Source organism: Paraburkholderia largidicola (genome assembly GCF_013426895.1).
GTDB classification, from domain to species: Bacteria; Pseudomonadota; Gammaproteobacteria; order Burkholderiales; family Burkholderiaceae; genus Paraburkholderia; species Paraburkholderia largidicola.
Genome location: NZ_AP023175.1, coordinates 2,370,171 through 2,396,426, shown reverse-complemented (window position 1 = coordinate 2,396,426; position 26,256 = coordinate 2,370,171). Strand labels below are relative to the sequence as shown.

General features: G+C 63.7%; 25 protein-coding genes and 1 riboswitch. Of the genes, 13 read left to right on the top strand and 12 right to left on the bottom strand.

The annotated features are described in order from the left end of the window. The first annotated feature begins 229 nt into the window (after window positions 1-229). From PPGU16_RS27360 to rpoD, 7 genes are all read left to right on the top strand, one after another. Window positions 230-2,515 (top strand): DUF3141 domain-containing protein, encoded by a 2,286-nt coding sequence (locus PPGU16_RS27360; protein WP_180723505.1) that lies wholly within the window; start codon window positions 230-232, stop codon window positions 2,513-2,515. Window positions 2,516-2,603: 88 nt separating this feature from the next. Then, entirely contained in the window at window positions 2,604-3,545 is a 942-nt protein-coding gene (locus tag PPGU16_RS27355; RefSeq protein ID WP_180723504.1) for a phosphate acetyltransferase, read from the top strand. 19 nt (window positions 3,546-3,564) lie between these two features. Then, on the top strand, window positions 3,565-4,746 hold the full coding sequence (locus tag PPGU16_RS27350; protein WP_180723503.1) for an acetate/propionate family kinase: 1,182 nt from the start codon (window positions 3,565-3,567) through the stop codon (window positions 4,744-4,746). Between the two features lie 2 nt (window positions 4,747-4,748). After that, window positions 4,749-5,528, top strand: a complete 780-nt coding sequence (gene fabI, locus PPGU16_RS27345; protein ID WP_180723502.1) for an enoyl-ACP reductase FabI — start codon at window positions 4,749-4,751, stop codon at window positions 5,526-5,528. 13 nt (window positions 5,529-5,541) lie between these two features. Beyond that, complete coding sequence (locus PPGU16_RS27340; protein ID WP_180723501.1) at window positions 5,542-5,847, top strand: RNA-binding protein; 306 nt, start codon at window positions 5,542-5,544, stop codon at window positions 5,845-5,847. Between the two features lie 238 nt (window positions 5,848-6,085). Then, complete coding sequence (locus tag PPGU16_RS27335) at window positions 6,086-6,346, top strand: hypothetical protein (protein WP_224029301.1); 261 nt, start codon at window positions 6,086-6,088, stop codon at window positions 6,344-6,346. A gap of 301 nt (window positions 6,347-6,647) precedes the next feature. Then, entirely contained in the window at window positions 6,648-8,648 is a 2,001-nt protein-coding gene (gene rpoD, locus PPGU16_RS27330; RefSeq protein ID WP_180723499.1) for an RNA polymerase sigma factor RpoD, read from the top strand. Window positions 8,649-8,771: 123 nt separating this feature from the next. Here the strand turns inward: rpoD and PPGU16_RS27325 are convergent, their stop codons facing one another. The 8 genes from PPGU16_RS27325 to PPGU16_RS27290 form a co-directional block, all read right to left on the bottom strand. Further along, window positions 8,772-9,212, bottom strand: a complete 441-nt coding sequence (locus tag PPGU16_RS27325; RefSeq protein ID WP_180723498.1) for a PRC-barrel domain-containing protein — start codon at window positions 9,210-9,212, stop codon at window positions 8,772-8,774. 172 nt (window positions 9,213-9,384) lie between these two features. Then, entirely contained in the window at window positions 9,385-10,185 is an 801-nt protein-coding gene (locus PPGU16_RS27320; RefSeq protein ID WP_243460620.1) for a hypothetical protein, read from the bottom strand. A 212-nt stretch (window positions 10,186-10,397) separates the two neighbouring features. Then, the gene (locus PPGU16_RS27315) at window positions 10,398-11,219 is read right to left on the bottom strand and encodes a spherulation-specific family 4 protein (protein ID WP_180723496.1); all 822 of its coding nucleotides are present in this window, start codon (window positions 11,217-11,219) and stop codon (window positions 10,398-10,400) included. Between the two features lie 58 nt (window positions 11,220-11,277). Beyond that, window positions 11,278-11,356: riboswitch (cyclic di-GMP riboswitch) on the bottom strand. Window positions 11,357-11,542: 186 nt separating this feature from the next. After that, on the bottom strand, window positions 11,543-12,736 hold the full coding sequence (locus PPGU16_RS27310; protein ID WP_180723495.1) for a fumarylacetoacetate hydrolase family protein: 1,194 nt from the start codon (window positions 12,734-12,736) through the stop codon (window positions 11,543-11,545). Between the two features lie 46 nt (window positions 12,737-12,782). Next, entirely contained in the window at window positions 12,783-14,570 is a 1,788-nt protein-coding gene (locus PPGU16_RS27305) for an IlvD/Edd family dehydratase (protein ID WP_180723494.1), read from the bottom strand. A gap of 139 nt (window positions 14,571-14,709) precedes the next feature. After that, window positions 14,710-15,723, bottom strand: a complete 1,014-nt coding sequence (locus PPGU16_RS27300; RefSeq protein WP_180725228.1) for a LacI family DNA-binding transcriptional regulator — start codon at window positions 15,721-15,723, stop codon at window positions 14,710-14,712. Between the two features lie 160 nt (window positions 15,724-15,883). Next, window positions 15,884-16,774: an SMP-30/gluconolactonase/LRE family protein gene (locus tag PPGU16_RS27295; protein ID WP_180723493.1), complete on the bottom strand. Its 891-nt coding sequence runs from the start codon at window positions 16,772-16,774 to the stop codon at window positions 15,884-15,886. 74 nt (window positions 16,775-16,848) lie between these two features. Further along, complete coding sequence (locus PPGU16_RS27290; protein WP_180723492.1) at window positions 16,849-17,079, bottom strand: hypothetical protein; 231 nt, start codon at window positions 17,077-17,079, stop codon at window positions 16,849-16,851. A gap of 623 nt (window positions 17,080-17,702) precedes the next feature. On the opposite strand from PPGU16_RS27290, the gene cobA reads away from it, so the two are divergent. Next, window positions 17,703-18,464: a uroporphyrinogen-III C-methyltransferase gene (gene cobA / locus PPGU16_RS27285; protein WP_180723491.1), complete on the top strand. Its 762-nt coding sequence runs from the start codon at window positions 17,703-17,705 to the stop codon at window positions 18,462-18,464. Window positions 18,465-18,482: 18 nt separating this feature from the next. Here cobA and PPGU16_RS27280 read toward each other — a convergent pair whose 3' ends face one another. Further along, complete coding sequence (locus PPGU16_RS27280) at window positions 18,483-19,088, bottom strand: CBS domain-containing protein (protein WP_180723490.1); 606 nt, start codon at window positions 19,086-19,088, stop codon at window positions 18,483-18,485. A 163-nt stretch (window positions 19,089-19,251) separates the two neighbouring features. Between PPGU16_RS27280 and mnmH the strand changes: the two genes are divergently transcribed. Continuing rightward, window positions 19,252-20,325, top strand: coding sequence for a tRNA 2-selenouridine(34) synthase MnmH (mnmH, locus tag PPGU16_RS27275; protein WP_180723489.1), 1,074 nt, complete (start codon window positions 19,252-19,254; stop codon window positions 20,323-20,325). 8 nt (window positions 20,326-20,333) lie between these two features. Here the strand turns inward: mnmH and PPGU16_RS27270 are convergent, their stop codons facing one another. The 3 genes from PPGU16_RS27270 to PPGU16_RS27260 form a co-directional block, all read right to left on the bottom strand. Beyond that, window positions 20,334-22,679, bottom strand: a complete 2,346-nt coding sequence (locus tag PPGU16_RS27270; RefSeq protein ID WP_180723488.1) for a bifunctional diguanylate cyclase/phosphodiesterase — start codon at window positions 22,677-22,679, stop codon at window positions 20,334-20,336. Between the two features lie 224 nt (window positions 22,680-22,903). Continuing rightward, complete coding sequence (yfcF, locus tag PPGU16_RS27265) at window positions 22,904-23,539, bottom strand: glutathione transferase (protein WP_180723487.1); 636 nt, start codon at window positions 23,537-23,539, stop codon at window positions 22,904-22,906. A gap of 54 nt (window positions 23,540-23,593) precedes the next feature. Beyond that, on the bottom strand, window positions 23,594-24,094 hold the full coding sequence (locus PPGU16_RS27260; RefSeq protein WP_180723486.1) for a GNAT family N-acetyltransferase: 501 nt from the start codon (window positions 24,092-24,094) through the stop codon (window positions 23,594-23,596). 238 nt (window positions 24,095-24,332) lie between these two features. On the opposite strand from PPGU16_RS27260, the gene PPGU16_RS27255 reads away from it, so the two are divergent. From PPGU16_RS27255 to PPGU16_RS27240, 4 genes are all read left to right on the top strand, one after another. Beyond that, a complete protein-coding gene (locus PPGU16_RS27255) occupies window positions 24,333-24,479 on the top strand; it encodes a hypothetical protein (protein ID WP_180723485.1) in 147 nt (48 codons plus the stop codon). Window positions 24,480-24,493: 14 nt separating this feature from the next. After that, a complete protein-coding gene (locus PPGU16_RS27250; RefSeq protein WP_180723484.1) occupies window positions 24,494-25,087 on the top strand; it encodes a lysozyme inhibitor LprI family protein in 594 nt (197 codons plus the stop codon). Window positions 25,088-25,268: 181 nt separating this feature from the next. Further along, complete coding sequence (locus tag PPGU16_RS27245) at window positions 25,269-25,616, top strand: gamma-glutamylcyclotransferase family protein (protein WP_180723483.1); 348 nt, start codon at window positions 25,269-25,271, stop codon at window positions 25,614-25,616. A 109-nt stretch (window positions 25,617-25,725) separates the two neighbouring features. Next, complete coding sequence (locus PPGU16_RS27240; RefSeq protein ID WP_180723482.1) at window positions 25,726-26,250, top strand: hypothetical protein; 525 nt, start codon at window positions 25,726-25,728, stop codon at window positions 26,248-26,250. Window positions 26,251-26,256: the final 6 nt, after the last annotated feature.

Sequence of the window (26,256 nt, the reverse complement as noted above, 5' to 3'; positions counted from 1 at the left end):
GTCCGATGTTGGCATTCATCAATGCGTCATGCTTCTGCCATTTTTTTCGCTGATCTTGATCGAAGCCGCGCCTCGTCGAGGCGCGTTGAAGTCTCGCCCTGGTTTCAGGCCGCGCGACTCATTGCGACGATGCTCGCGCGTCGGGTAAGCGCTTCATGCACGCATCGCGTTTGCATGTGAGCCTCGCATGAGACCGTGGCGCCGACCCTTTGAGGGAGCAGATGCGACCATGAATCAGTCTCAACCGAACTTCGCTGCACCTGAAACATTCGCGCCTTCGATGCCCTTCGCATCGATGCCCGGCAATCTGTTCGCGCAAGGCTACGCCTACGCCGTCGACGCATGGCAGCGCAGCGTGCTGTTCGCCGACGTGATGCGCGAACGCGGCAATCAGTATCAGTCGCACATGCAGGAGCGCGTGCCCAACGTGCTCGACTTCGACACCGAGCTCATCATCGATGGCCGCACGCTGCCGCGTCCCGTCAACTACGGTCTCGTGCGCATCGTCGCGCCGGATGATCTGAAGCCCGACCGCGACCTTGTGGAAGGACACGATCCCGGCCGGCTGCGACCGTTCGTGGTCGTCGATCCGCGCGCGGGACACGGGCCGGGCATCGGCGGCTTCAAGCGCGACAGCGAAATCGGCTCGGCATTGCGCGCGGGCCATCCCTGCTACTTCATCGGCTTCCTGCCCGACCCCGTGCCGGGACAAACGGTCGAAGACGTGATGCACGCGGAAGCCGCGTTCCTCGAAAAAGTCATCGAGCTACACCCTCACAGCCCCGGCAAACCCGCCGTGATCGGCAACTGCCAGGCAGGCTGGCAAGTGCTGATGACAGCCTCGATGCGCCCCGAGCTGTTCGGGCCGATCGTCGTCGCGGGCGCACCCGTGTCGTACTGGGCCGGCTGGCGCGGCAAGAACCCGATGCGCTATTCGGGCGGCATGCTCGGCGGCTCTTGGCTGACGGCGCTCACGGGCGATCTCGGCGATGGCCGCTTCGACGGCGCGTGGCTCGTGCAGAACTTCGAGAACCTGAACCCGGCGAACACGCTGTGGACCAAGCAGTACAACCTGTACGCGAACATCGACACGGAAGGTCCGCGCTACCTCGGCTTCGAGAAGTATTGGGGCGGCCACGTGTTCCTGAACGCAGGCGAAATGCAGTACATCGTCGACAACCTGTTTGTCGGCAACCGCTTCGTCAGCGGCGAGATCGTGACGTCGGAAGGCGTGCGGCTCGATCTGCGCAATATCCGTTCGCCTATCGTCGTGTTCTGCTCGTATGGCGACAACATCACGCCGCCGCCGCAAGCGCTCGGCTGGATCACCGATCTCTATCGCGACGACGCCGATCTCCTCGGCCACGACCAGACCATCGTCTACGCGACGCACGACAGCATCGGCCATCTCGGCATCTTCGTGTCGAGCAGCACGGGGAAGAAGGAGCACCGTGAGTTCGTCAGCAATATCGATCTGATCGACCTGCTGCCGTCGGGCATCTACGAAGCGCACATGGGCGCGAAGACGGATGCGACGCCGCACGCGGACCTCGTGCAAGGCCAGTTCGTGCTGTCCATTTCTTCGCGCACCATCGCCGACGTGCGGGCGATCGTGCAGCCCGACCCCGAAAGCAACCGGCGCTTCGCCACGGCCGCGTATCTGTCGCGCGTCAATCTCGGGCTGTATCGCAGCTTCATGCAGCCGTGGGTGCGCGCATGCACGACGCCGTGGACAGCGGATCTTTCGAGCAAGCTGCATCCGCTGCGCGTCACGTACGAACTCTGGTCCGATCGCAATCCGTTTGCGTCGTCCGTTGCGCAGGCGGCCGAAAGCGTGAAGGAAGCGCGCGCGCCCGTCGCGGCCGACAATCCGTTCCTGCAGATGCAGACGGCCATGTCGGATGCCGTCATCGCGTCGTTCGATTTCTATCGCGACATGCGCGACGCCGCCGTCGAGCAGCTTTTCGAAACCGTCTATGGCGCGCCGTGGCTGCAAGCCTTCGCGGGCCTTCCGCCGCGCAGCGACAGCGAAACGGACGCTGCGTTGACGGAACCCGGCGACACCGAGGAACGCGAAGCGTCGATCGTCGCGGAGCACGAACGTCTGCGCCACGACATGACGGAAGGCGGACTCGTCGAAGCGAGCGTGCGCGCGCTGCTGTACGTGCGGCGCACGCATGGCGAAGCGGACGAGCGGCGCTTCAACCTCGCGCGCGAAATGCTGAGCAGGCTGTCGGATCACGGCATTCTGTCGTTCAAGCATGTCGTGCGCGAACAGGCCGCGCTGCTGCGCCTCGACAGCGAAGCGGCAATCGACGCATTGCCTGGCCTGCTCGCCAGCGCGCCGACCGACAACATCCGCAACGCCGCGCGCGACATCGACAAGCTCAGCACGATGCTGCCGCTCGACGAGCACGAGCGCGCCGATCTTGCACGCATTCTGACCATCTTCGAATCGGCATCGAAGAAAAAAGCCTCGCGACGCGCGGAGCCCGCGCGGCAGCAGGTCGAATGACAGATGGCATCCGCGTGCGCGAGCGGACGGTGACAGTCCGCCGCGCGCGACAGGCACTCCGTTCGCATCATCTACGAGGGCATTGAAGATGGAACACAAGCGCGAGAAATACGAGCGTCTGGTCGCCTTTGCCGCCACGCTTCCGCCGACGCCTACGGCCGTTGCGCATCCATGCGATCACGATTCGCTGTCGGCTGTCGTCGAAGCCGCGCGCCTGAAACTGATCGCGCCGATACTCGTCGGCCCGCGCGCGAAAATCGAAGCCGCCGCAAAGGAAGGCAACCTCGATCTGGGCGATCTGCCCATCGTCGACGCGGAACATAGTCACGCGGCCGCCGCGCGTGCAGTGCAACTCGTGCACGAGGGGAAAGCGCAGGCGCTGATGAAAGGCTCGCTGCACACGGACGAGCTGATGGGCGAAGTCGTCGCGCGCGCCACCGGCCTGCGCACCGAGCGGCGCGTGAGCCATTGCTTCATCATGGACGTGCCGGGACGCGATGAGGCTCTCATCATCACCGACGCCGCCGTCAACATCACGCCCACGCTCGACGAGAAGCGCGACATCGTGCAGAACGCCATCGACCTCGCGCATGCACTGCGTTTTCCCGTTGCGCGCGTCGCGATCCTGTCGGCAATGGAAACCGTCAACTCCAAGGTCCCGTCCACACTCGAAGCCGCCGCGCTGTGCAAGATGGCCGATCGCGGCCAGATCAAGGGCGGCATACTCGACGGCCCGCTTGCACTCGACAACGCGATCAACGAAGAAGCCGCGAAGATCAAGGGCATCGAGTCGCCCGTCGCGGGCCATGCGAACGTGCTCGTCGTGCCCGATCTCGAAGCGGGCAACATGCTCGCAAAAAGCCTCACGTTCCTCGCGGGCGCAGACGCCGCCGGCATCGTGCTCGGCGCGAAGGTGCCCATCATTCTCACGAGCCGCGCGGATTCCGTCATCACGCGGCTCGCTTCGTGCGCCGTTGCGTCGATGGTCGCGCTCGCGCGGCGCGAGCAACCCTCTTCCGCCATCGTTTGACACGTCTTGAGGGAGTGGCATGGACGTCATCCTCGTCATCAACGCGGGTTCGTCGAGCATCAAGTTTCATGCGTTCGAAGCGAAAGGCGCACAGCTCGAACCCATTGCGGGCGGCAAGATCGAAGAGATCTACACGAACCCGCGCTTCACCGCGAAGCGGCAAAACGGCGAAGTCATCGAAGACAAACGCTGGCCCGAAGGCGAGCGCCTCGGGCACGACGATGCGACGGCATTTCTGCTCGACTGGCTACGCAGCCATGGCGAGGGGCGCGCAACACTCCTCGCGGTCGGCCATCGCGTCGTGCATGGCGGCGACAAGTATTCGAAGCCCGTGCGCGTCGATGCGCAGGTGATGCAGGATCTCGAAGCGCTCGTGCCGCTTGCGCCGCTGCATCAGCCGCACAATCTCGCCGTCATCCGTTCGATCATGGCGCGCAATGCGCAGGTGCCGCAGATCGCGTGCTTCGATACGGCGTTTCACCACACGCAGCCTGCCGTCGCGACGCGCTTCGCGTTGCCGCCCGACATCACGGAGCGCGGCGTGCGGCGCTATGGTTTTCACGGGCTGTCGTACGAATACATCGCAAGCGTGCTGCCGCAAATCGACGAGCGCGCCGCGAAAGGCAAAACCGTCGTGCTGCATCTGGGCAACGGCGCGAGCATGACGGCCTTCGACCAGTGCAAAAGCATCGCGAGCACGATGGGCTTCACGGCCGTCGAAGGACTCGTGATGGGCACGCGCTCGGGCAGCCTCGATCCCGGTGTCGTGTTGTGGATGCTCGAAGAAGCGAACATGGATGCGCGCGCGATCGAATCGCTGCTCTACAAGCGCTCCGGCCTGCTCGGCGTGTCCGGCATTTCCAGCGACATGCGCACGCTGCTCGCGAGCGACGATCCGAAGGCCGCTGAAGCCGTCGAGCTGTTCTGCTATCGCATTTCGCGCGAACTCGGCTCGCTTGCGGCTGCGCTCGGCGGGCTCGACGCGATCGTGTTCACGGCAGGCATCGGCGAACGCGCGGACCCGGTGCGCAAGCGCGTGGGCGAGATGGCGGCGTGGCTCGGCGTCTCGCTCGATGAAGCGGCGAACCAGCGTCATGGTCCGCGCATCAGCAGTCCGACCAGCACCGTCGACGTATGGGTGATTCCGACCAACGAAGAACTGATGATCGCCCGGCACGCGCTCGGCCGGCTGGAGGGATAAGCATGAACACGCCAACGAGTCAGGTGATGGCGGGACACAAGGTGCTGGTCGTCGGCATCGCGAACGAGCATTCGATCGCGTACGGCTGCGCCCGCGCGTTCCGCGAGCTTGGCGCCGAACTCGCGATCACCTATCTGAACGACAAGGCGAAGTCATACGTCGAGCCGCTCGCGCAGGAACTCGGCGCATCGCTGCTGCTGCCGCTCGACGTATCGAAGCCGGGCGAACTCGAAGCCGTGTTCGATGAAATCCGCGCGACGTGGGGACGGCTCGATGTCGCCGTGCATTCGATCGCGTTCGCGCCGAAGGCCGATCTGCAAGGCGGCCTGCTGAACAGCTCGGCGGAAGGCTTTTCGGTGGCGATGGACATTTCGTGCCACTCGTTCATCCGCATGGCGCGCCTCGCCGCGCCGCTGATGGACGACGGCGGCTCGCTGTTCGCCATGAGTTATCTGGGTGCGACGCGCGTGGTGCCGAACTACGATCTGATGGGGCCCGTGAAGGCCGCGCTCGAAGCGTCGTGCCGCTACCTGGCGCATGAGCTCGGTCCGAAGCGCATTCGCGTGCATCCCATTTCGCCTGGACCGTTGAAGACGCGCGCCGCGTCGGGACTGAAGGACTTCGATCTGCTGCTCAACGAAGCCGCCGAGCGCGCCCCCATCGGCGAACTGGTCGACATCATGGACGTCGGCTACACTTGCGCGTTCCTGGCGACGCCCTACGCGCGCCGCATGACGGGCAACACGGTGTTCGTCGACGGCGGCGTGAGCATCATCGGATGAACGGTACAACCGCATGAAACTCCTGATCAGCGGCCTGCCGCAAAAAGCCACGCTCGACGAAGTGAAAGCGCTCGTGTTCCGCTATTCGCACGCCGACTGCCGCGATGTCGAACTGATCGGCGAAGCCGACGAGCACCCCGCCGCGCTCATCGCCATCAAGGGCGCCAACTGGACGACGCTCAACACTATCCGGCGCCGCCTGCATGGCATGTACTGGCATCGCTGCCGGCTGTCGGTGCAGGTGCTGTCGTTCTGGGACGTCAGCGAAGCGGCCGAGGCACGCCGCCAGTCAAAGACAGCGTTGCCGGCGCGCGTTTAATCCAGCGCCTGTAAACCGTTTACCGCTACGAGGCGTTGTACTTCTGCACGTCGCACGCTTCGCGCGCTGACGCCGCCGCCGTTATGTCATAGCATGATGGATCTCGCAGCGCGGCTGCCGGCCACGGCCTGCGTCCGTCCCTCCTCTCCAGTTATCGGTTCGAAAGAAACACGTTGTCGAAATGAACGATGCGTCGCATAAGATAGGTTCTATCTCTCCGCCGTCTAAAGCTTCCGCCGTGACCACACCGTCTACCGTTCCCGAGCCGGAACGTGCGCAGGACACGTCCTGCGTCGCGAAGGATGCCGCGAAGCACGGCGGCACGCCGTGGACGATGTTCGCGCTGTCGGCCGTCGGGCTGCTGGTCGGCGCGTTCGCGGTGATCGGGCCCGAACATGTGTCCGTGGCCGTCGCCAAGACGCTGCTGACGGTCGGCTGCCTGCTGGTCGCGGCGCTCGCGGGCGTCGTTGCGGCCGATTTGTCGCGCGATCGGCGCTAACGGGCATGCACCAGCACGGGGCATCAGCAGTTGCATAAAACTGGTGCACTGCACCACCTTTTCTGCTATACTCGCAGATTCACTTTTCCGCACGCGTCGAATTGCGTCCTTACTGGAAGGCACTGCGCGGAAGTCGGGTGGACGCACTGGCATGCCAGTGCTTCGCCAGTGACTTCGAGCACACCGTTCCGCGTCAATCGATTCGTGCAACACCCCGCCCACACCTCACGATCCGACAGGTCAGCCCGCCTGCCGCGCGTGTTCGCGCGGGGATGCGAAACAGCCTGCCGAGGAGAACGTATTGGCAAAGCTTGACCGGGACAACTCCCAGTTCGAAACCACCACCGCATCGAAAGCGCCTAAGCGCGCAGCAAAAGCGAAGGCGCAACCCGCCGCCGCGCCGCAAGATGCGGCCTTGCTGGAATCCCTCGCTGAAGAGCGACAACGTCAGATGCGCGCGTTGATCGCGCTCGGCCGCGAGCGCGGCTATTTGACGCACGCCGACATCAACGACCACTTGCCCGACAATTTCACCGAAACGGCCGCGATGGAAACCATCGTCAGCACGTTCGGCGAAATGGGCGTGTCCGTGTACGAAACGGCGCCCGACGCGGAAACGCTGCTGCTGAACGACGGCCCGTCGGCTGCCGCATCGGACGATCAGGCCGATGAGGAAGCGGAAGTCGCGCTGTCCACGGTCGACTCCGAGTTCGGCCGCACGACCGACCCGGTCCGCATGTATATGCGCGAAATGGGCGCGAGCGAGCTGCTCACGCGCGCCGGCGAAATCGAAATCGCCAAGCGCATCGAAGGCGGCCTGCAGGACATGGTGCAAGCCATCGCGATGTGCCCGTCCATCATCTCGACGATCCTCGCCGACGTGGACCGCGTCGTCGCGGGTGAAATCCGCATCGACGAACTGGTCGACGGCATCAGCGACACGAGCGAAGCCGCCGAACTCAACGAGGAAGCAGCCGAAGCCGCTGCCGAAGAAGAGCTGGAAGCGAGCGCGTCGGACGAAGATTCGGACGACGAAGACGGCGACCTGTCGGACGACGGCGGCGAAAAAGCCAACGCCGCGCGCCTCGAGCAACTGACGGCCGACAGCCTCGCGATCTTCCAGCGCGTGCGCGACCTCTTCGCCAGCGTGCCCGACATGCCCGTCACGGACAAGCGCCGGGCAACGGCTATCGCGAACCTGCGCGAGTCGATCCAGCAGGAACTGACGCCGATCCGCTTCACGGCCAAGACCATCGACCGCCTGTGCGCGGAAGTGCAGGCGCAGGTCGCGCAGGTTCGCGCGATCGAACGCAACATCCTGCAGATCGCCGTGGATCGCTGCGACATGCCGCGCGAAGCGTTCGTCGAGTCGTTCCCGGGCAACGAGACCGATCTCGACTGGACCATGCGGATCGCCGCGAAGTCGAAGTCGTACGGTCCGGCGCTCGAGCGTCACCTGCCCGCCATCCAGTCGGAGCAGCAGAAGCTGGTCGACATCGAAGCGTCGATCGCGCTGCCGCTGCAGCAACTCAAGCAGATCAACAAGCAGCTCGGCTCCGCAGAAGGCAAGATGCGCCAGGCCAAGCGCGAGATGATCGAAGCGAACCTGCGTCTCGTCATTTCGATCGCCAAGAAGTATGTGAATCGCGGCATGCACTTCCTCGACCTGATCCAGGAAGGCAACATCGGCCTGATGAAGGCAGTGGACAAGTTCGAATACCGTCGCGGCTGGAAGTTCTCGACGTACGCAACGTGGTGGGTCCGTCAGGCCATCACGCGCGCGATCGCCGACCAGGCGCGCACCATTCGTGTGCCGGTTCACATGATCGAATCGATCAACAAGCTGAACCGCATCCAGCGCGAGATCGTCCAGCAGACGGGTCAGGAGCCGCATCCGTCCGTGCTGGCCGAGCGCATGGACATGCCCGAGGCGAAGATCCGCAGCATCCTGAAGATCGCGAAGAATCCGGCCTCGCTGGATTCACCGGTGGGCGAAGATGCCGACACGACGCTCGGCGACATGATCGAAGACACGTCCGCGACGTCGCCCGCCGACGCCGCCGTGCACGCGAACATGCGCCGCGCGATCGACGAAGCGCTCGACGCCCTCACGCCGCGTGAAGCGAAGGTGCTGCGCATGCGCTACGGCATCGACACGGCGTCGGAACTGACGCTCGAAGAAGTGGGCCGCCAGTTCGACGTGACGCGCGAGCGTATCCGCCAGATCGAAGGCAAGGCGATCCGCAAGCTCAATCACCCGAGCCGTGCAGACAAGCTGCGCCCGTTCCTCGAACGCAGCTGATGCCTGAAGCCGCCGCCTGATACGGGCGCGGCAGAGCCTCAAACGAAACGCGGCAGCCCAAAGGCTGCCGCGTTTTTTTATGCTTGCGATTCGCTCGAACTCGAAGCGAACCGCATGACCCGCTTAGTGATGCTCGCTGTATTCCTTGCGAGCGATCGGCGTTGCGCGAACCTTCGCGTACTGGAACGCCGGAATGGCCTTCACAGCGTCCTTGGTCGCGCCTGCCCACACCAGCTTGCCGCCCGTAAAGTCGATCTGCGAGAACGGCACGGCGACGTCATGTTGCGACACGCCGAGGAACTGATGCGCAGCGACGATCGCGAACGAAGCAGCGTTGTCCGGCGCAATGATGATGTCGTGCAACACGCCGACCTTCTGGCCCTGCTCGTTGTAGATCGGCTTGCCGAGCAGGCTCTTCTTCGCGCTCCAGCCGTTGACGATGATCGATTCCTGCTCGACGCTCACGCCAATGGTCTGCGAACCTGCCACCTGCGCGCTTGCCTGGCCTGCCATCACGCCGAACGTCGATGCCGCGATCAGAACCGCTGCCCACTTTGCCTTCATAGCTTTATTCTCCGATGTTGATGTTGCGAGGGACTGCCGCTGCTGTAAAAGGAAGCGTAATACCTTACCGCATCAGAAAGAAAAAGTCGCAGAAGGGTACGTAGCATTTTTCCGAACATGTGTACGCCATTTCCGATCTGCACGGCGACACGCATCGCGTGGACAGGCGCCACTACTTCGCGAGCCGCAGTCCTTTGCCGATCACGGTGCCGTCTTTCTGGTTCACCAGCCAGACGGCCTGAACGTTCGCGTGCAGCGTCGAGGTGCGGCGCGTGACGTCGGTGGGTTCTTCGTCGGTGGGGTCGCTGTGCTCTCGCGTCTCCGTCAGGTACGGCGGTTCGAGCGTGCAGACCAGCACGATCGCGAAGTTGTTGTCGGCCTGTTCGAACGCTGCTTGCGGGACGGTCAGACGCCCGCGCGCTGTCGTCTTCGCCTTGCCCTCCCCCGCCAGTTCGATCGAATCGATCTTCTGGATAAAGCCCTTTGCCTTCGCGTCGGGCGCGATCACGAGGCCACGCCCGCTCGGGCCGACGATGCTCTGGTAAAGCTGGATCGCGTCGGGATTCTCGTCGCTCGCAAGCGGCACGTTCACGCTCAGCACATGCTTACTCGACCGATACAGAATGCCGTGCGGTGCCGGAATCATGAACAGGAAAGTGCGTTGCCCGTTTTCGGCCGCTGCGGCGTGGCCGCGCACGATGCGGTCGTACGGCTCGCGCGCGAACTTGCGAATGCGAGTGGTTAGCGAATCCGTCGGAGCCGCGGGCATCTGGCTCGCGAGCATGTCGCGCACCTTGACGGGGTCGTCCGGGGTAAAGCGGTCGGGCGTTGCCGTGGCGCTTGCCTCTTGCGCCGCGTTGCCCTTGGGCGCGGCCGCCGTTGCGTTCGCCGCGCCGGCGCATAGTGCCAGCGCAATACACAGCATCGGCAGCCTTCGATTGGCCGAAGCAACCGTGCGATTCAGTAGATGCACAACATCCTCTCCGTTGAAAACGGCGCTATTGGTGCGCCTCGCTGCGTTGAACGCAATCCATTTCAGCACGCATTCTAAGCGTATTCGATCAACGGGATATGGCATGCACACATTCGCTCGAATGCGTCGGAAAAAAAAGCCAGGTGCGCAAGCACCTGGCGTATATCGACATCGAACTGCACAGGCGCGCGAAGCGCCTTTGTTCTTCTTGGTTATTTGATGGCCAGCACGGTGCTCACCAGTTGGCTCCACCAGGCAGGCAGATTCTTGTACGGATTTGGCAAGCCCGTCGATGTGACGAACACGCTGCCCGCGCCATGCTTAGCCGCGTACGACACGATGCCCGGCATTTGCGCTTCCGTCGCGCCGTACACCATGTGCACGAAACGCTGCGTTGGATAGGCGGCTTGCCACTTCGCCGGTGCATAGCTTGCGTAGCGCTTCGCCGAATCTTCGAAGACGACGAACTGATCGGCGGTGGGCAGGCTTGCGTAAAGCTCGGGAATGTTGGTGCCCGGATTGCCCATCACCGAGTACGCGGGCGAAAGCCCTTTGATGTAGTTATGGACCGACTGATAGAACTGGATATGCGACGTCACGCTATCCGACGTCATCTCATCGATGAAGAAACCGTCGATCTTATAGAGCGCGATATAGCGATTGATGTCCGTCACGACGGCCGACAACGAACGCTTCGCATACGACGTCGACACATAGCCGATCACGCGACCGCCTGCGGCATGCACTTTCGCGATTGCCGCGATATAGGTTGCGTCCGCGTTCGTGCCGGGACCGCTGTTGGGATTCAGAATGACCGTAGTCGGCACTTTGGCCGCCGTCGCGGCGAGATCGCTCCAGTAGCCGGCGCCCTTGCCGACGGGATCGAAATACGCGGGAACGGTAAGCGGCAACACAGTTGTCGCATAGGCATTGGCATGAACGGCAATGGCCAACGGTGCCACTGCAAGCAACGCCACACGACGCAACCACTGAATAGCGCGAAATCCCGAAACGGGTGTGCGAGCGTTGGACATCTCGATGCCTCCTGACGACGGTTTGTCACCGTCCATCGATTGGCCCGCCGCGGATGCAACGGGCAACTGGCTAACTCCTGAATGGAGTCCCTATAGCTTTGCGTCGCCGGATCGCTCCGGTTTTGCCCTTCCGTGTATATCGACGCCCAGTTGCCCGTCTTTAGGCTTGAATGCGGATTTTTAAATGGGGAAAGAATGCCCTGACTATTCGATGATTTGGTGATCCTGATTATTTGAACGTTTGCGAATAACGATAACGCCATTCGCAAACGTTTCCTTTCTTTATATTCGCGGCAATAGAGCCAATAGGGCCGCGAAAAAAATCAATGCACGCGCGCACCAAGCAGCCCGCGCGCCGCGAGGTTCGCGTAGAGCGCGCGCACGCCGAAGGTCCACGGCGTGATCTCCGTGCACAACTGCACCGTGTTACGCAATGCGCCGAGTTGCGGCGTCGAGATCGTCACGATATCGCCGAGATGGTGTGTGAAGCCGCCGCCTTTCGCGTCGCGGTCCTTGATCGGCGAAAACATCGTGCCGAGAAACAGCATGAAGCCATCCGGATACTGATGGTGCTTGCCACACGTCTGCGCGACGAGGTCGGCGGGATCGCGGCTGATCTCCGACATGTGACTCACGCCTTCGAGCAGAAAACCATCGTCGACGCCTTCGACGCGCAGCGACACGCTCGTGCGCCGTACGGTATCCAGCGTGAAGTCGCCGTCGAAGAGCCGCACGAATGGTCCGATCGAACACGAACCGTTGTTGTCCTTGCACTTGCCGAGCAGCAACGCCGAACGCCCTTCGATATCACGCAGGTTCACATCGTTGCCGAGCGTTGCGCCCACGATCACGGCCTTGCTATTGACGGCCAGCACGATCTCCGGCTCCGGGTTGTTCCATGTCGATGCCGCGAGCAGGCCGACATCCGCGCCGAAGCCCACGGACGACATCGGCTGCGACTTCGAAAACACTTCCGCGTCGGGGCCGATACCGACTTCCATGTATTGCGACCACGCGCCGCGCCGCTCGAGTTCCGCCTTCAGACGCGCCGCCGCTTCCGAGCCCGGCTTGATCTTCGACAGGTCGGTGCCGATCACTGTTGCAATCGTCTGCCGCACTTCTTCGGCCTTCGCGGGATCGCCGCCCGCCTGCTCTTCGATCACGCGTTCGATCAGGCTTACGGCGAACGTGACGCCGCACGCCTTGATCGGCTGCACGTCGCAGGGCGCGAGCAGTTGCAGGTTCGCCGACGCGTCGTTCGCGAGGCTCGCGGCGATCAGTTCGGCTGCACTGCCGAGCCGTTCGCCCGGCGCATTGCGTGCAATCTCGACGGCATCGTCGCGTTCGAACAGATCGGCCGTGGTCGGCGCGCTCGATGTGATGTCGAACACTTCACCATTGCGCACGGCCACGACGCTCGGCCCTTCATGACCGTCCGTCTTGCGCCACACGCGGCCAACCAGCAGCGCGCGATCGAGGTCGTCGGGAAGATAGTTCGTTTGGTTCGATGCAGTCATGAAGCGAGTCTCCAATGATTGTCTGGTCAATGCGGATCGATGCGAGTCAATGCGAATGCCGCGGATTGCCGCGCTCGGCGATCACTTTCAGATAGAGCGTCGCGGGCTCGAGACAGCCGCCCGTCGAAAGCTGCCCCACCGTCTGACGATACAACTCCTGCCACGGCGTTTGCGCAGGCGCAATGTCGAAGGTCATGCTCGTGCGGCGACGCGCCAGCTCTTCTTCATCGACGAGCAATTGCACGCTGCGCGCGTTGAGATCGACGCGAATGCGGTCGTTCGTGCGCAACAGCGCAAGGCCGCCGCCGACTGCCGCTTCCGGCGACATGTTGAGAATGGACGGGCTCGCCGAGGTGCCGCTCTGCCGTCCGTCGCCCATGCAAGGCAAGGACGTGATGCCTTTGCGCACCAGTTCCGCAGGTGGCGCCATGTTCACCACTTCCGCGCTGCCCGGATAACCGACCGTGCCCGCGCCGCGAATGACGAGCATGCAATGCTCGTCGATTTCGAGCGATGGGTCATTGATGCGCGCGTGATAGTCCTCGGGACCGTCGAACACGATCGCACGCGTTTCGAATGTGTTTTCCTTGCCCGGCTCGCTCAGATAAGTTTTCTGGAACGCCTCACCGACCACCGACATCTTCATGATCGCGCTATCGAAGAAGTTGCCCGACAGCACGATAAAGCCTGCGCCATGCTTGAGCGGATCGGCGGTCGTGCGAATCACGTCGCGATCGCCCGTCACCGAACGCGCGGCGATATCGCCAATCGTGCGGCCCGATACCGTCATGCACGCTTCGTGTATGAGGCCCGCTTCGCCGAGTTCGTGCATCACGGCAGGCACGCCGCCCGCGCGATGAAAGCTCTCGCCGAGATACTCGCCCGCCGGCATGCAATTGACGAGCAACGGTACCTGTTCGCCGACACGCTGCCAGTCCGCGAGACTCAATTCGATGCCCATGTGCCGCGCGATCGCGATCAGATGCGGCGGGCAATTGCTCGACGCGCCCAGCGCGGACGCCACGACGATCGCATTCTCGAACGCCTCTTTCGTCATGATGTGCGAAGGCTTCAGATCTTCGCGGACCATCTCGACGATACGCTTGCCCGTCACGTACGCCATCTGCCCGCGCTCGCGGTACGCAGCGGGAATGCTCGCGCAACCCGGCAGCGACATGCCGAGCGCTTCCGCGAGACTGTTCATCGACAGCGCCGTGCCCATCGTGTTGCAGTGTCCAATGGAAGGCGACGAGGCCGTCGTCAGTTCCATGAAGCCTTCATAGTCGATCTCGCCCGCTGCCAGCAGATTGCGCGCATGCCAGATCACCGTGCCCGAGCCGACGCGTTTGCCCTGATGCCAGCCGTCGAGCATCGGGCCACCGGACAGCACGATGGCAGGCATGTCGACCGTCGCGGCCGCCATCAGACACGCGGGCGTGGTCTTGTCGCAGCCCGTGGTGAGCACCACGCCGTCGAGCGGAAAGCCATGCAGGATTTCAACGAGGCCGAGATACGCGAGATTGCGGTCGAGCGCGGCCGTCGGACGGCGGCTCTGCTCCGCTAGCGGATGCACGGGAAATTCCATCGGGATGCCGCCCGCGTCGCGGATGCCGGCCTTCGTGCGCGCAGCCAGTTCGATGTGGTGGCGATTGCAGGGCGCGAGATCGCTGCCCGTCTGCGCGATGCCGATGATCGGCCGGCCCGACTGCAACTCTTCGCGCGTGAGGCCATAGTTCATGAAGCGCTCCACATAGAGCGCGGTCATGTCCGCGTGCGAAGGATCGTCGAACCACTCCTGGCTGCGCAGACGACGTGCTTGCGTGTTCTCCGTCATCGTGTGTCTCCATGTTTGCTTGTGCCGTCGTTGCTTCGTTCGCGTCGCTTCGAAGGCGCATTGCGTACGGCACGTTATCGGTAACATCGGAGCATGTTAGCACGGCACTCGCGCGGCACGAAAGCCCGCGATGCAAGCGTCAGGCGCTTTCGCGCGCGATCACCGTGTAGTCGATTTTTACGCTCTTGCGCGTCGAGGCGCGTGCCGATGCATGACGCGCCGCACCGTCGTTTTCGGCGAGCGCGGCCAGCAGCGTTTCCCCCGTGCGCGCGCCGATGCCGTAGGCGTCGACGGAAACGGTCGTGATGGAGGGTGTGCAGCACGCGGCCATTTCGAAGTTGCCGAAGCCCGCAATCGCGATATCGCCAGGCACCGACAGGCCGCGCCGATGGCACTGCATGATCGCGCCGAACGCGGACATGTCGCTCACGCACATCACGGCATCCGTGTCGGGCCATTGCTGCAACAGCGCTTCGAGCGCGGGCGCGCCGTGGCTCATCGTAATGGGCGAATCGCCCAGCCGCACGACGCGCGGCTCGCCCATGCCCTGCGCCTTCACTTCCTGCAGATAGCCCTTCAGGCGCTCCATGCCGCGCCGGTCGAGTTCGCTCGCGCCGCCCAGAAAGCCGATGCGCCGATAGCCGCGCCCGGCCAGATAGCGCACCATCTCGCGCGCCGCTTTTGCGTTGGAGAAACCTACGGCCGCGTCGATCGGCGTCGCGGGCAAATCCCACATCTCGACGACGGGCACGCCCGAGCGCACCAGCAGTTCGCGCGTCGCGGGCGTGTGCTGTGCGCCCGTCAGCGCGATGCAGCGCGGCTGATGACGCAGCATCGACCGCACGAGCCGCTCTTCGCGTTCGAGGTCGTAGTCGGTGTCGCCGATCAGCAATTGCAGGCCGTGCGGTTCGAGCGCGGCCGTGAGACCGCGCACAGTGTCGGAGAAGTTGGAACTGGCGAGTGACGGCACGAGCACCGCGGCGAACGCCGAGCGCCCGGACGACAGCGCGCCCGCCGCAGCGTCCGCAACGTAGCCGAGTTCGTCGATCGCGAGCTGCACGCGCTCGCGTGTCGCGGGCGCGACGCCGCGGCCAGCCAGCACGCGCGACACGGTCATCTTCGATACGCCCGCCAGCGCCGCGACATCGGACATGCGCGGCGGTCCGGCGAGCGTGTTGGGTGTTGCGGAGACGCGCCTGGTGATGCGTGGAGTGCTCGACATGCTGATGGGTTCGGTCGCATTCGTGGACAGGCGCATATGATAACGGCTGCGCCACGCGCCCCACCCATCCGCGACGGATGCGACGCCGCGCTTACTGCGTCACGCGTAGCGCACTGCGCTTTTCGATCAGGCCCGGCACCGATACGCGCATCGCGAACACGCCACCCGATTGCGGAAACCTTTCGATCTCTTCCGCGGGACGGCCCCCACGCGCCGTCGTCACGAAAAGCGTGCGCAGATCGTCTCCGCCCAGCGCGCACATCGTCGGGCAGCGCGCGGGCAACGCATGTTCTTCGACGACCTTGCCTTCGGGCGAAATGCGCACGACGCGCCCGCCCTCATACAACGCCGACCAGTAGTAGCCTTCGCTATCCACGGACGCGCCATCGGGACGTCCGCGGTCCGTCGGTGTCGGCTCGAACTTCACCCAGTCTTCGCGCGGCCCGACCTCGCCGCTGTCGATGTCGTACGGATGACGGTAGATCGTGAAGCGTGGCGTATCCGAGTGATAGCACCAGCGGTAATCGGGGCTGAACGCCATGCCATTCGATGTCAGCAGGCCCGCGTCGATCTTCGTCAGCGCGCCGTTCGCGTAGCGATACAGCGCGGCCGCATCGCCGGCCTTGGGCTCGTCGAGCGTGCCGAGCCAGAAGCGCCCGCGCGCGTCGCAACGGCCGTCGTTGAAGCGGCTCGTCGCGGGGTTCTCCGCGTTCGCGCACAGCTTGCGCACGACCTGTCCTTTCGCATCGAGCAGGAAGATCCCCGTGCGCATGCCGGCGATGAAACCGTCGTCTTCGGTCAACGAGAAGCAGCCAATGTTCTCGGGCATCGAAATCGCTGTGTTCTCGCCTGTCTTCGGATCGAAGCAGTTCAGCGCGGGCGCGTTGATATCGACCCACCACAGCTTCGCGCGGCGCTCGTCCCAGCGCGGACATTCGCCGAGCGCGGCGGCGGCAGGCAGCACACATTCCAGTGTCGACATGATGACGATCCTCTTTGCTGGCTTACGGGCGGGCACGCAACGCGACGCGCGAACCCGTCAACAGTAGCAAACAATCATGCAATCTTCAGCGTCGACACGGCCGGCTCGCTGCAATCTGCCGTCGCGACCCAGCGGCGTGCATCGCAGCGGCGCATCCGCGCGCGCGGCGCACGCCGCTCCCTGAGCCGTTCGGGACGAATGGACGCGCCCGGTCGCAAGCGGTCTTCGCTTTCGTTCAGGTGCCCTTCCGGCGACACCTTGTCCCGCACAAAGAAATCGATCAACGTCGAGATGCGCTGCTTCATGTCGTCCCCAGATGCTTTTCGTGCGACGTCCGTCGTCAGTAAAACGCAAACGGCGTCCCGACAGCCCGGTGCGAGACCAGACCGAGGGGACGCCGTTGTCCAATTCGATGCTGCATAAACCTGCTAAAGCGCGGCTCGTCGTTGATGCCGCGGAGGTTCGATGATGCAAGCGCTATGCCATGTGTGCGGCAACCGCCCGAATCCGCGTGGCCCGGCCGTTTGCAGCAGGGCCTGCTTCCAGCGGCTCACGCCGCGCGAATCATCATGATGCTTTCAGGCACGTTCGTGGTGCGTCGCAGCACTGCGCGAGTGCGGCGAACATCGGGATGACGGACCGGCACGTACGACATGGTTTCCCGCATATGAATGCGCTCAGCGAAGCCAGCCGCGCCTCGGCCACGCGCAACACGCGAACATCGAACGCATTGGCCCTGTTCTTGCGATAACGCTTTCGCCGGCAAAGGCGCCGGCAACGAATCGAGTGTGGGCACGCAGCATCGCGCGCCCGCTATGGAAAACAGGCAAGATCAGTCAGGACAGCGGCGTCCCCTTCGTGCATGCACGGACGGGACGCCGTTTTGCATTGGCGGCCACAGATCGACGATCACGCGATGGAGAACAGAATGAACACGGGCAAAGTCACACTCGTCAGCGCAGGACCCGGCGACCTCGATCTGCTGACCTTCAAGGCAGCCAAGGCGATCGCAGCCGCCGACGTATTGCTGATCGACGACCTCGTGAACGGAGAGATCACGACGCTGAAAGCGCCGCATGCCCGCGTCATCAAGGTCGGCAAGCGCGGCGGCTGCAAGTCCACCCCGCAGGCATTCATCCAGCGCCTGATGCGCCGTTACGCGCTGCAAGGCAAGCACGTCGTGCGCATCAAGGGCGGCGACGCGCTGCTGTTCGGCCGCGCCGGCGAAGAGATCGCGGATCTGCGGCACGCAGGGATCGACGTCGAGATCGTCAATGGGATTTCGTCGGGCTTCGCGGCAGCGGCTGCGCTTGGCGTGTCGCTCACGCATCGCGATCATTGCCAGGGCGTGATCTTCGTGACGGCGCATCTGCGCGACGGCACCGAGCCCGACTGGGCGGCGCTCGCGGCAACGGGCATGACGCTCGCGATCTACATGGGCGCGAGCCGTATCGACAGCATCAGTGAAGCATTGGGCGAGACGCTCGCGCCCGACACGCCCGCAGCCGTCGTGCAGTGGGCCGGCACATCGCGCGAAAGGCGGGTCTGCGCGCCGCTCGGCGAGATCGCGGCACAGGCAGCGGCGCAACAGATTGCGAGCCCGGCCGTGATCCTGATTGGTGGGGCGATCGGCGAGGCGATCGTGGAAGTGGCCGCGCGCGGCGAACCGCTGCGCCAGCTGAGCGCGTAACGCTTTTACACGGCGCGCTTACGCACCGCCTGGACGTCCGTACATGATCTTGATGATATCGGCCTGAGTCAGCATGCCGACGACGCGGCCGTCCTCATCCGTTACAGGCAGATGATGGTGGCCGTTCGTCGTGAAGAGCGGGATGACTTCAGTGAGAGGCGCCGTCGCGTCGACGGACTGGGCGTGGTTCGACATCACTGACGTGACGGGCCATTCGCGCCTTTCGGTTTCGGGCGCGACGGTGTCGGAAGCAAGCTTCAGAAAAGGCAGCACTTCGTCCAGCGGCTGCAGATCGACGTGCGTGACGACGCCTTTGAGGCGCCCTTCGCCATCGACCACGGGCAGCAGCTTGATATGGTGCGCGTCCAGCGTTGCCAGCGCGCCGCCGATGGTCTCACTCACGGAAACCGTGACGGGCGGCTTGCGCATCACATCCGCGCACGTGAGCCGCAGCAGATCGTGCAGATACGCCTGCCGACGCAGTTCGTCGAGCAGCACCTGACGTTCGTCCTGCCGCTGCGTCGGACGGCCCTCGCCGTCTCCCGATTCACCGTTGCCGTGGTCGAGTCCCATATGATGCCGCTGGGGTCCGAAACACCAGTGCAATACCGACGAAATCGACATGTTGCGCCTCCACACCATCAGCTTACATCGCTTTCCGTTACTTTACATCATAACGTGAGGTATTTGCACGCGAGGCGCCACGTGCTGGCGCGAACAGGCAAATCAGCCCGGCATGCGATAATTCACCGATACGTCGCGCCGCGGCGACCTTTGGCTTCAACCCTTGAAATCGCTTCTCGTCCCGCTCGATCAGATCGCGGATTTCGATGAAATCGTCGACGTCCGCACACCACTCGAATTCGCCGAAGACCACATTCCCGGCGCCATCAACGCGCCCGTGCTGTCCAACGAAGAACGCGTGATCATCGGCACGATGTACGCGCAGGTGTCGCCGTTCGAGGCAACGCGGCAAGGCGCCGCAATGGTGTCGCGCAACATCGCCGCGCATCTGGAGACGACCTTCGGAGACCGCCCGCGCAACTGGCGTCCACTGATCTATTGCTGGCGTGGCGGCAAGCGTTCCGCGTCGATGGCGACGTGGTTCAATCTGATTGGCTGGCGCGCGCGGCAACTCGACGGCGGCTACAAGACCTACCGCCGCGACGTGGTCGCGCTGCTCGACACGCTGCCGCGGCAATTCCGCTACATCGTGCTTGCGGGTCACACAGGCAGTGGCAAGACGCGCTTGCTGAACGCGCTCGCGGGGGCCGATGCGCAGACCCTCGACCTCGAAGCGCTGGCCGCGCATCGCGGCTCGATTCTCGGCATGCTGCCCAACGAGCCGCAGCCTTCGCAGAAAGCGTTCGATACCGCGCTGGTCGGCACCTTGCGCAGATTCGATCCGAAACAGCCCGTGTTCGTCGAAGCGGAAAGCCGCCGTATCGGGTCCATCGCATTGCCCGCTTCGTTGACGGATCAGATCCGTCACGGCTCGTGCGTCGCGGTGGTGACGGAGCGCGACGAGCGCATCCGCCTGCTGCTGCAGGACTATGCGCACCTGTTCGACGACCCCGCCCTCTTCAAGTCGCAACTCGCGCGGCTCGTCGAATTGCATGGACGCACGCGAATCGGCGAATGGCACACCATGATCGACGAAGACCGCCGTGTCGAGCTATTCGAACAGTTGATCGATCTGCATTACGACCCCGCGTATGCGCGCAGCACGGGCAAGCATTTTGCGCGGCTGCCCGAATCGACGCGTTTCGCGCTTCGTCCCACAGCCGCCGATCTCCACGACCAGGCTTGCGCGCTGCTCGCGCAACTGCATTCGTCGAGCAGTGAACCGGCCCTCCGCTAAGCACCACATCACCAATGCTCGGCTGTCGGCCACGGCAGACGCTGCAGCGACCAGTCCAGCTCCGCGCCGACCACGCAGCGTCCCGTAGCCGACTGCAACGCGACCGTCACCGCGATGCACGGCCTGCCGCTCGCCAGCGACAGATACGGGCTGCTCGTGATGGGCACGCCCGGCCGCAGCACGGCATTGCGGAAGTACGGCCGGTGGTCCCAGCGCGCATCGCGCGGATTCGCGACGGGATGCAGCGACCCTCCGTCGATGACCGACGCCCTGCCCGGCACTTCATGCCCGACCTGCCGGCCCGTGTCGTCGAGTACGAAACAGCTGATGCACAGCTCCATTTGCGCGAGATCGTAGAACGCGTCGTTGAGCGGCACGCCCTTGAGCCACGCATCGACGCCCGCGTCGAGCGCCTGCCGGTATGGCCGCACTTCCGATTCGAACAACGCATGCTGATGCGCGCGCCCTTCGGCGATCACGTCGAACGCGTGATCGATGCGCCGGTGCACGGCATCGGGCGGCGTGACGGACGGCGCCGGACGGCCGAGCAGATAACCCTGCGCGAAATCGACATTCGATTCGACGGCGAGAATCAGTTGTTCCGTGGTCTCCACGCCTTCGACGACCACGAGCATGCCCGCCTGATGCAGCAGCGACACGAGCTTCGGCAAGATCGGCTGATCCGCGCCGGGGCTCTTCGCGCGGATCAGTTCGCCGTCGAGCTTCACGAGATCGGGCCGGATGCGCAGCAGCCGGTCGAGGTTCGAATGGCCTGCGCCGAAATCGTCGACGGCGATCAGGAAGCCGTGATCGCGATACTGGCCTGCCGCGCGCGACATGTCGTCCACACTGCCGCCGTGCGACTCCAGCAGTTCGAGCACCACGCGCTCGGGCGGGATGCCCGCTGACTGCGCAATCTCTGCAAGCTGGTCGGGATAGCCGTCGGCGACGAAGGTCGCGGGCAGGATGTTCAGGAAGACCCACGCGTCGTCCGGTATCAGGCGGCGCGCATTGCTCAGATGCAGCGCGTGGCTGGTGCGGTCCAGCTCGCCCTGATCGGTGAATGGCTTGGGAGAAAACAGCTCGACGGGCGGCACCTGTGCACCGTCCTCGCGCTCGCCGCGCAACAGTGCCTCGAAGCCGACCTGCTTCTGATGCGAGAGGCTATAGAGCGGCTGAAAATGCGAGGTCAGCCAGAAGTCGTCCCATTGCTGGCGGATCGGCTGCGACGCCGCGCCGCCGTCCTCGCGGACGTGTGACCATGTGAGACGCACCGGGTCGACGAGGGTCGCGCGTTCCGCGCACACGCGGTTGCGCCCCGAATACTTCGCGCGCAGCAACGCCTCGTCGGCGCGGTCGAGTAGCGCCATCACGCTTTCGCCCGGCCGGTATTCCGCGACGCCGAAGCTCGCGCTCAACTGGCCATCGGGGCGCGCGATGCGCCCGATCGCCGCGCGCAACGTTTCGGCCAGTTGCGCGGCGGGACGCAACGCGGCGTCGTGAAGCAGCGCGAACTCTTCGCCGCCGATACGGCTCACGATATCGGCTGCTGCCGTCAACTCCTTCAGCACGCGCGCCACGTCCGACAGCGCCTGATCGCCGACCGCGTGGCCGAACTGGTCGTTGAGCGACTTGAAGTAGTCGATGTCGAGAAAGATCGCGCTGACTTTCGCGCCGCTATCCAGCTTCGACAGACGCAGCGCTGCCTGCTCCAGAAACGCGCGGCGGTTTTGCAGGCCTGTGAGCGGATCGGTAGCGGCGAGGCGCGCGAGCCGGTCTTCGAGCAGGAAATGATTGCGCCGGAACCAGTAGAAGCCGAAGTGAAACACCGCCGAGGTCGGCACCGCGATCAGGATCCACATCCAGCACACGACGCTGACGTCGCCGCGCGGATCCGGCAGGCTCAGCAGCAGCGGCGTTCCCGCCGCATAGAACAGCGCGGTGCCGATCCAGAAATGCGCGGGCGTGAGCCACAGCGGCGCGGCGCAGACGGAGACCACCACGATCGCCGGCAGCGCCCATAACAGCGGCTCCGCGAGCCCGACCACATTCAACGCGAGCCCCGCCAGCAGGACGAGCGTGTACGCGACGCCGATGCCGCCGAATACCCAGGTGCTTTTCGTGCGCGGAATCGCGACGACCAGCAGCGCGAGCACGATCGCGCACGCGAGCCGCCACACGAGCGGCACGGCCGGTCCCGCGTCGAGGCTGCGCGCGCAAGCGAAGGCGATAAACGCGACGACGGTAAACGCCATCGTCACGGTCGAAAGGGGGCGCTGATGTTCCAGCGAACGTCGGTGAAACCGGCTTCGAAATCCGGCGTCGGACGTGTGTTCCGTCGGGGAGAAAAGCATTATTCACTCAGGCCAGTTTCGGTCACTCTGCCGATGTATAACGGCAGCAAACCCCTGAGGTTAATACTTCACATCAATTCCCACAGACAGGCAGTCAATCCTTCTGCCCCCGCTTTGTTAAACATTTGACGTTTCCGCTGCGGGCAGCTTGCATTCGGTGCAATTTATGTTGCGGACGCAACCGTCTATTCCCTTTATATGGGAAATAAATGGCACCGTGCGCGTTAAAGCGGCGGCCGCTGCAACTGAACCCAGCGTTGCACAGACGGCCTTTGCCACTGATGCCGCGAGTAATCGGCGAGATGTGCCGGCACGTCGTCGCCGTTCAGCACGAGGCGGTTGAGCATCAACGCGAGGTCGACATCGGCAATGCACCAATCATCGAACAGTTGCTGTGCGCCTCGCGCGAGCCATGCATCGCACGCCGAGAAAAGTTTGTCGGCGGCCTTGCGCGCGACGGCGGAGAGCACCTCGCCTTGCGCGCCGTAGAACACGACTTCTGTTGGGCGCTCGCTGCGAATCGGCATCAGGTCGCTGCGCAGCCATGCCTGAATCAGGCGCGCCCGCGCGCGCAGTTTCCGATCCTTTGGATAAAGCGGCGTGCCTTCGAAAGTATCGTCGATGTACTCGGTGATCGCCGACGACTCCGACAGTGCAAACCCGTCATGAACCAGCGTCGGCACGCGCTGCGTCACGGAAGTCGCGGCGTAGTCCGGTTCGTGGTTCGCATGACGGCCCAGATCGACGGTCCGCATGTCGAATGTCAAATGCTTTTCGTGAAGCGCGACGAAAACGGACATCGCATACGGACTCGCGAATTGCGCGTCCACATAAAGAAGCAGTGAGTTGGCCGACGACATAGGCTCCTTGCAAGCATGCGTGATGAACATTCGTGGCACGCGGCCTCTCGCACTTCAGAGCACGAGTTCGAGAAAGCGCGTACCGGGAACGGGATTCGCATAGTACGGAGACGTTTCGGTAAAACCCAAACGCTCATAGAGTCGTTGCGCGAAAGCCGTTTGAGGTACGGAATCTAACACGAGCTTTGCGTAGCCCAGCGACCTCGCCCTGTCGATCAACGCGTGCATGAGCTTCTCGCCTAGCGCAAGCCCACGGTACGCGGACCGCACGTAAAGCCGCTTCACTTCGGCGACTTCATTCGAATGACGCAGCAGCCCTACGCAGCCCGCCATCTCCGCCGGGGTTTCCGCGACCAGGAACAGGCCCGAAGGCAACGTGTACGTTTGCTCGAACGATTGCATTTCTTCTTCGAAGCCGCGATACGACAGATCCATATCGAGCCATCTCACGTATTCACGAACGATCTCGACGAGCGGCGCGGTATCGCCCGGATACACAGCTTCGCGAATCTGAGGAAGCGCCTGTGGTCTGGTTGAAGTGGTGGAAGTCGTCATGTCACCCTCGCACTGGATACCCGGATCTACCGTACGCAATCCAGCGTATCGCGCACGGCGGCACGCAGTCTTGAACGTTTGTGCACGCGCCGCGACCGCTCAGCGCGCCATGTCTTCCACATCCTGACGCACGCGCAACTTCTCGTAAGCAATCGGCTTTATGGGCCGTTGCTCGCCTGAATGCGCGCGCACGCGGCACCTATCCTTGCAGATCGAGACTATCTGCATCGAGGGGCCAATGCGCTTTACCACTGCTTCCATCCTGCTAGCGACCATCCTGTGTCTGCAAGGATGCGCGACGTCGCTTCAGACCTTCATGCTCGGCGGCCTGGTCGGCGCGGCGGCGGGCATCAGCGCCGTCACATGCGTTGTCGTGTGTCACTAGCCATCCGTATTCCGATGAAGCTCAACCGATACACCGTAGCCGCACTCGGCCTGCTCGCGATGACGAGTGCCCATGCCGCCAGCTTCAATTGCGCGAAGGCGCATTCGCCGGCGGAGACACTGATCTGCCACGACGATGGTCTGTCCCGAGCGGACGACGAACTCGGCAAGCTGTTCAAGCTCGCGCAGCGACAAGCCGCCGACCGTCGCGCGTACCGAAAAGAGAGCGACAGCAAATGGGCATGGCGCGAAGAGAACTGCAGGGACGTGGCGTGTCTGACCGATTGGTACTCGACGCGTATCGAAGAGATTCGCGATCAGTTGCACCAGCCGTCGCCGGACGAACCGCGCGCGCCACGCCCCGTCGATACGGATCTGGCGGCCGTGAGCAAGCCCGCGAACAAGCCGAAAGCATTTGATTCGCAGGCATTCAGCCGCGACGTCCAGCAATGCACGGCCACCACGCAAGACCTCGTGCCGCCCGTGCAATGCGATAACGTGCTCGGCAAACACACGCAATGGCAAGCGCGTGAACCTGCATCCGATGGCTGGTTCTGCGGCGTCGCAATGATTGCCGCGCCTTCCGCCGACGGCAGCGCGTCGCAATAAGAAATTCGTCGCAAGCAGTAATAGCAGAGAAGCGAAGTGCCAAAACCAAAAAGCTCGAACGCCAAAACGTTCGGGCTTTTTTATTGCAGGAGCGCTCCGAAGGGTCGCTGCGACGGTTGCAGGCGCATGTCGAGCCGCGACGGTAGACTTTCCCTTTTCGAACCGAATCGAGGAGCGCCACTTGAACACGCCCGCTATCGTCTATCTCTTCTCGTACGGCACGCTGCAGGATCGCAACGTGCAGATTTCCAGCTTCGGGCGTGAACTCGCCGGACGCCCCGACGCACTGCCCGGTTATGCGCAGACGTTGCTGGCCATCGGCGATCCGAAGGTCGTGGAGATCAGCGGCAAGACCCATCATCCCGTGGTGCGCCCGAGCGCCAATCCCGCCGACGAAGTGACGGGCACGGTCTTCGAAATCACCCAGCAAGAGCTGCTCGCCGCCGACGAGTACGAAGTGGCGGACTACAAGCGCGTGCTCGTCACGTTGAAGTCCGGCATCGATGCGTGGGTGTATATCGCCGCATGACACGCGCGCCCGGTTTGCTTACCGGGCCTTACCAGGCCTCAAGTTGCGCGCACAACTGGACGTTAGCGCCATCAGTGCAACTGGAATTCGCGACTGAAGGAGGCGTGCAATGGTAAGCAGTGTCGGATATGGGACGGCGACGACGCCGTCGACACAACGCACTTCCGTGTCCGGCGAAGCATCGGCGCAAACCGCGCAGTCCACGGCCAACGACGCGATCGGCGCCGTGCAAAACGAAGGCAAGCAGGACGGCGCGACGAAACCCGCGCAGCCGGGCGTCACGGTCAGCATTTCGCCCGAAGGCGCGGCGGCGGCCTCGCGCGCGCAGACTACGGATCAGGCGAACGCGCGGACGGCGACGGCATCCACTGACGCAGGCACGGATTCGGACACCGACACGCCGGACTCCATCGTTATCGACGGCGGCATCGACGATCCCACTGCCACCGATGAAGCGACGGGCAGCGCAGATGCGAGCCGGACCAGCGTCTCGCCGGTGAAGGCATTCGCCTATGGCGCATTGGGACTGGAGCGGCCGGACCAGCCGCAGGACGAGCGCAACAGCTTCTACACCGCGGGCAAGTGGCTCGCGGCGGGGTTGACCATCGGAGGATTGATCTCGCTGCTCGCATGATGCGCG